10 protein-coding genes and 1 tRNA gene are annotated in these 10496 nt (G+C 59.4%); 5 read left to right on the top strand and 6 right to left on the bottom strand.

Going from position 1 to position 10496, the window contains the following annotated elements; all coding sequences use genetic code 11:
- Both AACZ55_RS13690 and cls read left to right on the top strand, forming a co-directional pair.
- Window positions 1–584 (top strand): pyridoxal-phosphate dependent enzyme (locus AACZ55_RS13690; RefSeq protein WP_339646953.1); only part of this gene is annotated, 584 nt, incomplete at its 5' end.
- Between the two features lie 11 nt (window positions 585–595).
- Window positions 596–2035, top strand: a complete 1440-nt coding sequence (gene cls / locus AACZ55_RS13685) for a cardiolipin synthase (protein WP_339646950.1) — start codon at window positions 596–598, stop codon at window positions 2033–2035.
- Window positions 2036–2044: 9 nt separating this feature from the next.
- Here cls and AACZ55_RS13680 read toward each other — a convergent pair whose 3' ends face one another.
- From AACZ55_RS13680 to AACZ55_RS13660, 5 genes are all read right to left on the bottom strand, one after another.
- A complete protein-coding gene (locus AACZ55_RS13680; RefSeq protein ID WP_339646947.1) occupies window positions 2045–3106 on the bottom strand; it encodes an amino acid ABC transporter substrate-binding protein in 1062 nt (353 codons plus the stop codon).
- Between the two features lie 205 nt (window positions 3107–3311).
- Window positions 3312–4106, bottom strand: coding sequence for an amino acid ABC transporter ATP-binding protein (locus tag AACZ55_RS13675; protein ID WP_338607003.1), 795 nt, complete (start codon window positions 4104–4106; stop codon window positions 3312–3314).
- Between the two features lie 6 nt (window positions 4107–4112).
- Complete coding sequence (locus AACZ55_RS13670; protein ID WP_339646944.1) at window positions 4113–5246, bottom strand: amino acid ABC transporter permease; 1134 nt, start codon at window positions 5244–5246, stop codon at window positions 4113–4115.
- 10 nt (window positions 5247–5256) lie between these two features.
- Entirely contained in the window at window positions 5257–6462 is a 1206-nt protein-coding gene (locus tag AACZ55_RS13665) for an ABC transporter permease subunit (protein WP_338607005.1), read from the bottom strand.
- Window positions 6463–6594: 132 nt separating this feature from the next.
- On the bottom strand, window positions 6595–7614 hold the full coding sequence (locus tag AACZ55_RS13660) for an amino acid ABC transporter substrate-binding protein (RefSeq protein WP_338607006.1): 1020 nt from the start codon (window positions 7612–7614) through the stop codon (window positions 6595–6597).
- A 244-nt stretch (window positions 7615–7858) separates the two neighbouring features.
- Between AACZ55_RS13660 and metC the strand changes: the two genes are divergently transcribed.
- Window positions 7859–9049 carry a cystathionine beta-lyase gene (metC, locus tag AACZ55_RS13655; protein ID WP_339646940.1) on the top strand — a complete coding sequence of 397 codons (1191 nt, stop codon included), beginning with the start codon at window positions 7859–7861 and terminating at the stop codon, window positions 9047–9049.
- Here the strand turns inward: metC and AACZ55_RS13650 are convergent.
- Complete coding sequence (locus AACZ55_RS13650; protein WP_339646937.1) at window positions 9025–9819, bottom strand: phosphatase PAP2 family protein; 795 nt, start codon at window positions 9817–9819, stop codon at window positions 9025–9027. The two genes, metC and AACZ55_RS13650, sit on opposite strands and share 25 nt — an antisense overlap.
- A gap of 138 nt (window positions 9820–9957) precedes the next feature.
- Here AACZ55_RS13650 and AACZ55_RS13645 point away from each other — a divergent pair.
- A tRNA-Pro gene (locus tag AACZ55_RS13645) sits at window positions 9958–10034 on the top strand.
- Window positions 10035–10060: 26 nt separating this feature from the next.
- The gene (locus AACZ55_RS13640) at window positions 10061–10366 is read left to right on the top strand and encodes an ETC complex I subunit (RefSeq protein ID WP_338607009.1); all 306 of its coding nucleotides are present in this window, start codon (window positions 10061–10063) and stop codon (window positions 10364–10366) included.
- The last annotated feature ends 130 nt before the right edge of the window (window positions 10367–10496 follow it).

Here is a 10496-nt window from a genome sequence, read left to right as displayed (position 1 = left end):
TCGCCAACCGGCAGGCCCATATCGAAACCACGGGACCGGAAATCTTTAGCCAGACCGAGGGCAAGGTCGACGGGTTCATCTGCGCGGTGGGTTCGGGCGGCACGCTCGGCGGGGTCGCCATGGCGCTCAGGGAGCGCAACAAGGATATCCAGATCGGGCTGGCCGACCCCGAAGGGGCCGCGCTTTACAGCTATTACACAAGCGGGGAGCTCAAATCCTCGGGTGGCTCGATCACCGAGGGAATCGGACAGGGCCGCATTACCGCAAACCTTGAGGGGCTGAGCGTGGATCACGCCTACCAGATCCCCGACAGCGAAGCGTTGCCCTATATCTTTGACCTGATTGCCCAGGAGGGATTGTGCCTTGGCGGCTCGTCTGCGATCAATATCGCGGGCGCTGTGCGGCTTGCCAGGGAACTTGGGCCGGGCAAAACCATTGTCACCGTACTCTGCGACTATGGCAGCCGCTATCAGTCGAAACTGTTCAATCCGGCCTTCCTGCGCTCCAAGGAACTGCCGGTGCCAGATTGGCTGGAGGCCGGACCCACGGTTGACATCAATTCGGTGCTGGAGGCCGATAGCTAGGCGGGTTTTGCGTGGATCTGGTCAGGGCGATAGCCGACAATTTCAGCTTTCTGGCTACGCTCTATCTGGCCAACTATCTTCTGGCGTTCGTTTGTTCAGTGCGCGAGATCATGAACTCGCGCACATCGCAGGGCACAATCGCCTGGCTGCTGTCCCTGCTCATCCTGCCCTTCCCCACCACGATCATCTATCTGCTGTTCGGCTGGAAACTGTTCGACGATTATGCCGAATCCCAGATCCATTCCGGCCGCACCTGGCGTCTGGCGCGATCGGAAGATCTGCGGATCGTGGACAAGAAGACAAACGATCACTGGCCGGTGCTGCGCAAGGTTGCCGAACTGCCGTTCCTGTACGGCAATTCGGCCTCGCTGCTGATCGATGGCGAGGATACGTTTGCTTCGATCATCGACGGGATTTCGCGGGCCAGGGACTATGTGCTGGTCCAGTTCTATATCATTCGCGATGACGATCTGGGCCGAAGGTTCGCCGATGCGCTGATCGAGCGGGCCGATGCGGGGGTGCAGGTCTATGTTCTGTACGACGACGCGGGCAGTCATGCCCTGCCCCGCAGCTACAAAGAACGGCTCAAGAGCCATGGCGTCAAGATCACGGGCTTCAATCATCGCCACCCGTTCCTGCGGCTCTATGGCCTGACGCGCATCAATTACCGCAATCACCGCAAGAACGTTGTTGTCGATGGGGTCGAATCCTGGGTGGGCGGGCACAACGTCGGCGACGAGTATCTGGGCAAGAACCCCAAGCTCGGACGCTGGCGCGACACCCATGTTCATGTGACCGGACCGGCCGCGCTGGCCTGCGCACTGATGTTCCGAGAGGACTGGCACTGGGCCACAGGCGAAGAATTGCCGGCCCGCTATCCCGACACCATACCGACGCCCGGCAACCAGCCGATCCTGGTGATGCCCACCGGTCCGGCCGACAAGCTCGAGGACTGCGCCATTGCGTTTACCGAAGTGATTTCAAGGGCTCGCGAACGACTGTGGATTGTCAGTCCCTATTTCGTTCCGGGCATCGAAGTCCAGACAGCGCTCTATGCCGCTTCGCTACGCGGGGTCGATGTGCGCATCCTGTTGCCGCGCAAGCCAGATCATCTGATCGTGTGGCTGGCCAGCTACGCCCATGCCGACCAGATGGTGCTGCACGGCATCAAGGTGCATCGCTATGAAAAGGGATTTCTGCACCAGAAGGTGATCCTGTGCGACGACCAGATCGCCGGTGTCGGCACCGTCAATTTCGACTACCGGTCCTTCAACATCAATTTCGAGGCAACGCTGTGGTTCACCGACAGTGACATGATCGCCAGGGTCGCGGCGATGCTCGATACCGATTTCGAGGGATCCTATCTCACGACCGAACGCAATCTGCAGCGGCGGAGCTATCCGTTTCGCCTGCTCTGTCAGGGTGCAAGGCTGTTTTCGCCGATTTTGTGACGCCTGGCTTCAGTAAACGGGCGGGGCGTACATCAGCCCGCCATTGAGCCAAAGCGCGTTCTGGCCGCGCAAAAGCTGGGCGCCGGCCACGGCGCCGAAATGCCGGGCATAGATCTCGCCATAATTGCCAACGCTGCCAATGACATCGCGCATCCAGGTCGGGCGCAAGCCGATGTCGCTGCCCACGTCTTCTTCCGCACCGAGAAGACGCCGTATCGCGGGCGTGCGGGCCGACATCATCGATTCGATATTTATGGAGGTGACCCCATACTCTTCGGCATTGATGAGCGCGTAGAGCGTGCGGCGGACAATGGCTTCCCATTGAGGATCGTTGCTGCGCACCACCGGCCCGTAAGGTTCCTTGCTCAAGCGTTCGGGAAGGATGGAATTGGAGCCCGGATCGGGCATCGTACGGCGAATGGCCTGCAGCCAACTGGCCGCGCCGGTGACGGCATCGCATTCCCCGGCGCGATAGGCGACAGCGAGATCCTCGCGATCTTCGTAGAGCAGCTCTTTATAGGCCAGCTGGTTGAAGAAAAAGAACTCGTCGAGACGGCGCGACGCGTCGGAATTCGATGTCACGCAGATCGTTACGTCCTCAAGTTCATAGGCGGACACCACGCCCAGGCGGTCGGGAACCATAAAGGCCTGACCGTCGAAAAACGAAGTGGTGACATAGGTCGCGCCGTACTGGGTGTCGCGGGCCATCGTCCAGGGCGAATTTCTCACGACAAGATCGACCTCTCCCATCAAGAGATGGGCAAAACGGCTCTGCCCGGAAAGCGGACGAAATTCGACACGGGAGGGATCACCAAAGACTGCCGCAGCAATGGCCCGGCACAGATCGACATCGAACCCCGACCAGAGGCCTTCGGGACTGACCTGCGCAAAGCCGGGCAGCGGGTTTGTCGCCGCGCAAATGACGTAGCCCCGGGTTCGAACCGTTTCGAGCGTGGAAATGGTGAACGGTGCGCTGGCTTCGGTTTCAGCTTCGGCCTGCTGGGCAAACGCCGTCTGCTGGCCACCCAGAAGCATGGCGGCCAAAAGGGCTGCACTGGCAGGAATCCGCAAAAAACGCCACACTGAATGCAAGCTCGACGCGGGCGGACCCGCTCCTATGAAAATGGATCGCCATATTGGCATGGGTCCATGACGGGTCAAGGCGCGTCAGCCGTTTCCCCCGACAATTCGATTTTACTGCACGTTTGATATTTAGCAGTACAGGCCGCGCCCTGGGGCCGGCCTGTACCTGTCCGATCGCTGATATCGGCCGATATCAGTGCAGAATCTGGCTCAGGAAGAGTTTCGTGCGTTCGTGTTGGGGGTTCGAGAAGAACGCTTCGGGCTCGTTCTGCTCGATGATCTGCCCCTGATCCATGAAGATCACCCGATTGGCGACCTGACGCGCGAAACCCATTTCGTGGGTGACGCAGATCATGGTCATGCCATCCTCGGCAAGTTGCACCATCACTTCGAGCACTTCCTTGATCATCTCGGGATCGAGCGCCGAGGTGGGCTCGTCAAACAGCATGATCTTGGGGTTCATACACAGTGAGCGGGCGATCGCCACGCGCTGCTGCTGGCCGCCGGAGAGCTGGCCGGGGAATTTGGCGGCCTGCTCGGGAATCTTGACGCGCTCGAGATATTTCATGGCCTGCTCTTCGGCCTCGGCTTTGGGTGTGCCGCGCACCCAGATCGGCGCCAGGGTCAGGTTCTGCAAGATCGTCAGATGCGGGAACAGGTTGAAGTGCTGGAACACCATGCCGACCTCGCGCCGGACCTCGTCGATCCGCTTGATGTCGTTGGTCAATTCGATCCCATCGACGATGATGTCGCCCTGCTGATGCTCTTCGAGACGGTTGACGCACCTGATCAGGGTCGACTTGCCCGAGCCCGAGGGGCCAGCGATGACGATACGCTCGCCGCGCATGACCTTGAGATCGATATCGCGCAGAACGTGGAAATCACCGTACCACTTGTTCATGTTGGTGATTTCAATGGCGACATCGGTTTCCGATACCGTCATCTTGGTGCGATTGGGCTGGTGAGCCGTGTCCATATCTGCTGTCATTGTGACTTACCTCTTGTGCCCGGTGTGAAGTCGATTTTCCATGTAGATGGAATATCGCGACATGCCGAAGCAGAATATCCAGAATACCATGCCGGCGAAAATGTAGCCCGTAATTGCCTGGGACGACGATGCCCAGACAGCGTCGGACCCGGCGGCGCGCACCGTGTTGAGCAGTTCAAAAATACCGATGATCGAGACCAGCGAGGTATCCTTGAACAGCGCGATGAACGTGTTCACGATGCCCGGAATGACGTGCTTGAGGGCCTGAGGCAGAATGATCAGCCCCATGGTCTTGACCTTGTTCAGGCCAAGCGCGGACGAGGCCTCATACTGCCCACGCGGCATGGCCTGAAGCCCGCCACGCACCACTTCGGCCATATAGGCGGACTCGAACAGGATGATGCCGATAATGGCCCGCAACAGCGTATCGGGATTGACCCCGCGCGGCATGAACAGAGGGAACATGACCGCCGCCATGAACAAAACGGTTATGAGCGGAACGGCACGCCAGACTTCGATGAAGGCAATACAGAAGCCTTTTATGACCGGCAGCCGGGACTGGCGGCCGAGTGCCAGCAGAATGCCGATGGGGAGCGAGCAGATGATGCCGATCAGCGAGATGATAAGCGTGAGGGTCAGACCGCCCCACTGCCCGCTCGGCACCGGACGCAGCCCCAGAATACCGCCGGCCATCAGGAAATAGGCAATAACGGGAAAGACCACGAAGAACAGCACGGCGGCCGTCCGCACGAACGGCATTCTGGGCACCAGAAGCGGGACGAGCAGCACAATCGCCATGACGAACATGAGATTGACGCGCCAGATCTGATCGTCGGGGTAAAAGCCGTAAATGAAGAAGCTGAAACGCGACTGGATGAAAATCCAGCAGGCGCCGATCCCCTCGCCCCGACATGCATCACCGCGAACGCCTTCGGGATCGCTGAACACGGCATCGCCGATCATGTAGCCGTAGATCGGCGGCACGATCATGGCCACCACAAGGATGCCCACGATGGTCAGGATCGTATTGCCGGGTGAAGAGAAAAGGTTCTCCTTCATCCAGGCCCAGATCCCCGACGTCCGTCCCGGAGGGGGGAGCGGTTGGGCAATTTCGGTGCGAACAAAAACGACATCGCTCATGATTGTGCCCTCACCGTTCGACCAGCGCGACGCGCGCGTTATACCAATTCATAAATACCGAGGTTACCAGCGAGAAGGTGAGGTAAACCGCCATGGTCAGCGCAACGATCTCGATGGCCCGCCCACTCTGGTTGAGCGCCGTTCCCATGAACACGTTGACCAGTTCGGGAAAGCCGATGGCTGCGCCGAGTGACGAGTTCTTGGTGAGGTTGAGGTATTGCGAGGTCAGGGGCGGCACGATAACCCGCATGGCCTGAGGGATGACCACCAGACGCATGCGGTCGGTATCGCGAAGTCCCAGTGCCGACGCCGCCTCGACCTGTCCGTAGTTCACCGACTGGATACCGGCCCGGACGACTTCGGCGATGAAGGCGGAGGTGTATATCACCAGCCCCAGCAACAGGGCCGTCAACTCGGGCGGGACCGTGAAGCCTCCCGAATAGTTAAAGCCCTGGAGCGCCGGGTAGTCGATCTCGATGGGCGCGCCGCTGATGAAAAAGGCGACAGCGAAGATGGCGACGAATATGGCGATGAGCGGAAGCCAGATGGGATGGCGCTGGCCGGTCAGCTCGATTTTCCTGATCGTGCGGCGGCGCCACCAGATGGCAGCGGCCAGCGCCAGGATGAACCCGGCAATGATGATCAGGAAGCGCGCGTCGGTGACGATGGCCGGGATATAAAGGCCGCGCTGATTGAGGAACACCGCTTCGCCCAGCGCGAAACTCTGCCGGACGGCCGGCAAGGCGTTGAGCAGAAGGAAATACCAGAAGAGCAACTGCAGCAGCAGCGGCACGTTTCGCATGATTTCGACATAAACCATGCCGAGCTTGCGCACGATCCAGTTTGGCGAAAGCCGCGCAATGCCGATGGTGAACCCGAGGATCGTGGCAAAGAATATGCCGACCACGGCGATGAGCAGCGTGTTGAGAATGCCGACGATATAGACCTCGAAATAGGTCGAGGCGCGCGTGAAATCGATCAGCGAAAACGATATCTGAAATCCGGAGGTCTGGGTGAGGAATGCAAAACCGGTGCTTCGGCTCTGCTGTTCCAGATTGTAAGCTGCGTTCGACTGCAACCACCAGACCAGGAGTACAATTCCGAGAACCATGGCCGCCTGATAGACGAACGCACGCACTTTGGGATTGTAGATCAGGGATGCATCGAGCGCCGGCCGGGCTTTGGAAGCCGGCCCCTTGTTCGTAGCGTCGGTCATCTTGTGCCTTTGCCCCATGTCAGGGTCACAACAACCCTGCAGTCACTTCGCAGCGAGTGGGATGCGCTGAAGCGAGGTCTGTAACCAATACCCCCGGCGGCGCGAGCGCCGCCGGGGAGGCAGTAAAGACGGTTAGCGAACCGGCGGCGCGTACATGATGCCGCCGTCGTTCCAAAGCGCGTTCAGGCCGCGCTCAAGACCGAGCGGAGTGTCCGGACCGACGTGAGCTTCGTAGCTTTCACCATAATTGCCGACCTGGCTGATGATGTTATAGCCCCAATCTGTCGAGAGGCCGATCGGCGTACCGAAATCGCCCTCGACGCCCAGCAGACGCAGAATGGAGGGGTTTTCCGAACCGAGCATGTCGTCGACGTTTTCCGAGGTTACGCCGAGTTCTTCAGCATTGACCATCGTGAACAGGGTCCACTTGGCAATGTTGAACCACTGGGTATCACCAGCGCGAACGACCGGGCCGAGAGGCTCCTTGGAAATGATTTCCGGAAGAATGATGTGGTCGGACGGTGTGGGGAACTGCGAACGCTCGGCAGCGAGAGCCGAGGAGTCAGTGGTGTAGGCATCACAGCGGCCGTCGAGATAGGCCTGAGTGACTTCGTCACGCGTGACAAAGACGACGGCGTTGGAAAGATCCATACCGTTGGCCGCGAAGTAGTCGGCCAGGTTGAGTTCGGTGGTCGTGCCCGCTTCAACGCAGACAGCAGCGCCCGAAAGATCAAGAGCCGAGGTTACGCCGGCATCGGCGCCGACGATGAAGCCCTGACCGTCATAGAACATCGTGCCCGTAAAGCTCAGGCCGAGGTCGGTATCGCGGGTCATGGTCCAGGTCGTGGTGCGCGAGAGAACATCGACATTGCCGTTGGCAAGGCTTTCAAAGCGCGACGTGGAGGTCAGCGGCGTGTAGCGAACGGCTTCGGCATCGCCGAAAATCGCCGCGGCCATGCCACGACAGAAGTCGACTTCAAGACCCGTCCAGTTGTTGTTTTCGTCAGGGAACGAGAAGCCCGGGACGCCTTCGGTCACGCCGCACTGCAGGTAGCCTCGCTCCATGACCTCGTCGAGCGTCTGTGCAAACGCTGCAGACGAAGTCGTGGCGACAGCGGCGGCCACGGCGCAAGTGATGAGTTGTTTTTTCATAGGATTGCCTTTGTTTCCTAACCCTTTTTATGGAGCTGGTGCGTTGCCGCCCGCTCCTCTTATCCCGCTTGTGGGCGGGAAGCAGCGCCCTATTGCCATCGAGCGCATTGCTGGGCAGCATCGAAGCGCAGTTTTACTGTTTGCGTCAAGGGCAAAAGCGATACGAAAATAGTCACTTGCCGGCGCTCGCCTAAATTAGAAGCAATAATACTGACCTTTTGTCAGCGACCCAGGCCGGAGTAACATGTCAGACCTAGAAAAAACCGCTATATTCCAATCGGGTACGGAGACGTTCCTGACGCATGGCGGCCGCGATCCCAATGCTCAACACGGTTTCGTCAATACGCCCGTCTACCGGGGTAGCACGGTCATTTTCGATACATTGGCCGAACTCGACGATGCGCGGATCCGATACCGGTATGGCCGGCAGGGCACACCGCTGACCGACGGGCTGGAAGCGATGATAACCGAGCTCGAAGGGGCCGCGGGCACCGTTTTGACCCCATCGGGTGTGTCGGCAATTTCCTTGGCATTTCTTACGTGTTTGTCGGTAGGCGACGAAGTTCTCATCACCGATTCCGTTTACGAGCCGACCCGAAGATTTGCCGACTCCGTGCTCAAGCGGATGGGAATCACGACCCGCTATTTCGATCCGAGAATCGGAAGCGGGATCGCCGATATGACGACCGAGCGCACCCGGGCCGTGTTTATGGAGAGCCCCGGGTCGCTGACGTTTGAAATCCAGGATCTGCCGGCCATCACCGAAGCGCTTTCAGGGCGCGATATTGCCGTGATCGTCGACAATTCGTGGGCCACGCCGCTGTTTTACAAGCCACTCTCGCTGGGTGCCGATATCGTCATTCATTCGGCAACAAAGATGTTCGTCGGGCATTCGGATGCGATGATGGGCACGGTTTCGGCCAATGATGCGTATCTGGATCGTCTGGTCCAGACGCACAGGACCTTCGGCCTTATCGCCTCCCCCGACGACACCTATCTGGCCACGAGAGGCATGCGCACGCTCGCCGTCCGCATGAAGGAGCATCAGGCCCGCGCGCTCGAGCTGGCCGATTGGCTCGAGCGGTTGGGGGGCATCGAGGTGCTGCATCCCGCCCTGCCCTCACATCCGGACAATCACCTGTTCGCACGCGATTTTTCCGGGTCGGGCTGCTTGTTTTCGATCGTCCTGCCGCCAGCGCCGCGGCAAGCCATTGCGGCCATGGTGGACCCCATGACTGTTTTCGGCATGGGCTATTCGTGGGGCGGTTTTGAAAGCCTGATCCTGCCGTCGGACCCCAGGCGCATAAGGACGGCCGTGCCCTGGGAGGCGCGCGGCAATCTGTTGCGCATCCATGTCGGGTTTGAAGATCTCAACGATCTCAAAGCCGATCTGGGCGACGGGATTGCGCGCTATTTGAAGAGCGCGGGGATATGACGGCGGCGCAGCCAGCGCATGAGCGGCTTGAAGGCTGAGAACATGCGATAATCAACGTGGGCGCCTTGCATGCGCATGCCCCAGCGGCGGGTGACAAAATAATCGCGAACCACGATCGCCGAGGCCAGTCCGACAAAGGACCCGGCGATCACATCGGAAAGGTAGTGATCGCCGACGACGATGCGGCTGAGGCCGATGGCAAAGCCGAAAGCGATAAACCAACCATGAAACCGCCGGTTGGTCAGCGTCCGAAGCACGAGCGCAAAGGCCACGGCGGTCGTTGCGTGGCCCGAGGGAAAGCTGTGGAAACTCCAGTCGAGCAACTCAAAGGGCCTCAAATGGAGAACGCCAAGATCTTCGAGATACATGGGACGCGCGCGCCCGATGATGCGCTTGAGAACAACCGTCACCAGGCCGGAAATGGCAATGGTGGCAAATATATAGGCTGAGATGGCAACGATACCGCGTGCGGCCCAGGCCCAACTGTAGGAAAGCCTGAGTTGCAAGGCGCCAGCGCACACGAGGCCGGCAACCAGGGTGGGGATGAGCAGCCAGTCGGACTTGCCAAGATCGGTTATGAACCGAAAAAACGCGCGCTCACCCGACGGCCAATTGCGCAGGGCCTCGGTGACCGGACCATCGAGCATGACGGCGAGAGCCAGCAGACCCAGGATCGTCCACAAGGGCCACCAGAACAGGACTTTTGCCTGCCGGTGCCGTTCCATGACGGCCTTGAGCCACTGGACGGTAAAGGTTTCAGGAGCCAGCACTTTTCCCCAATCTCCATAATCATGGGCATTCGCGGGTCGCCAAAGACTTCAGGGTCCTGACCCCAGTTTCGGTCGAGACCCGGTAACATGCCTTGCCCTGTGAGAAAAGAATGTGTATCGCAACACCGATGGCCATGTCGGGGTATAGCTCAGCCTGGTAGAGCACCGGTTTTGGGAACCGGGGGTCGCAAGTTCGAATCTTGCTGCCCCGACCATTGGCCAGCCATGGGATTTGTTGATTATGGTCGCACGCATCTATCGCCCCGCCCGCAACGCGATGCAGTCGGGCAAAGGCAAGAGCCAGGACTGGGTGCTGGTGTTCGAGCCCGAAGTGGCCCGTTCGATCGAGCCGCTGATGGGTTACACCTCGTCTGGCGACATGAAGCAGCAGATCAAATTGCGCTTCGATACGCTCGAAGACGCCGAATCCTATGCACGCCGCGAAGGCATCCCCTATGTGGTACAGCCGGCGCAAGAATCGACCATCAAGAAGGTCAGCTATCCCGATAATTTCCGAGTCGACCGCAAGACGCCGTGGACGCATTGAGGCGGCCTGCTGGTATCCACCTGATCTGAATCTTTCTAGAGCCGGGGATTTGATAGAATCAAATCCCCGGCTCTAAACCTTTGTTTTGTCGCGTGTCCGAACCGCAAAACCGTTTCCATCCCCGATCGCG

It is taken from the genome of uncultured Pelagibacterium sp., from assembly GCF_963972885.1.
Taxonomy (GTDB): Bacteria; Pseudomonadota; Alphaproteobacteria; order Rhizobiales; family Devosiaceae; genus Pelagibacterium; species Pelagibacterium nitratireducens.
This window is presented reverse-complemented; position numbering and strand designations above follow the sequence as displayed.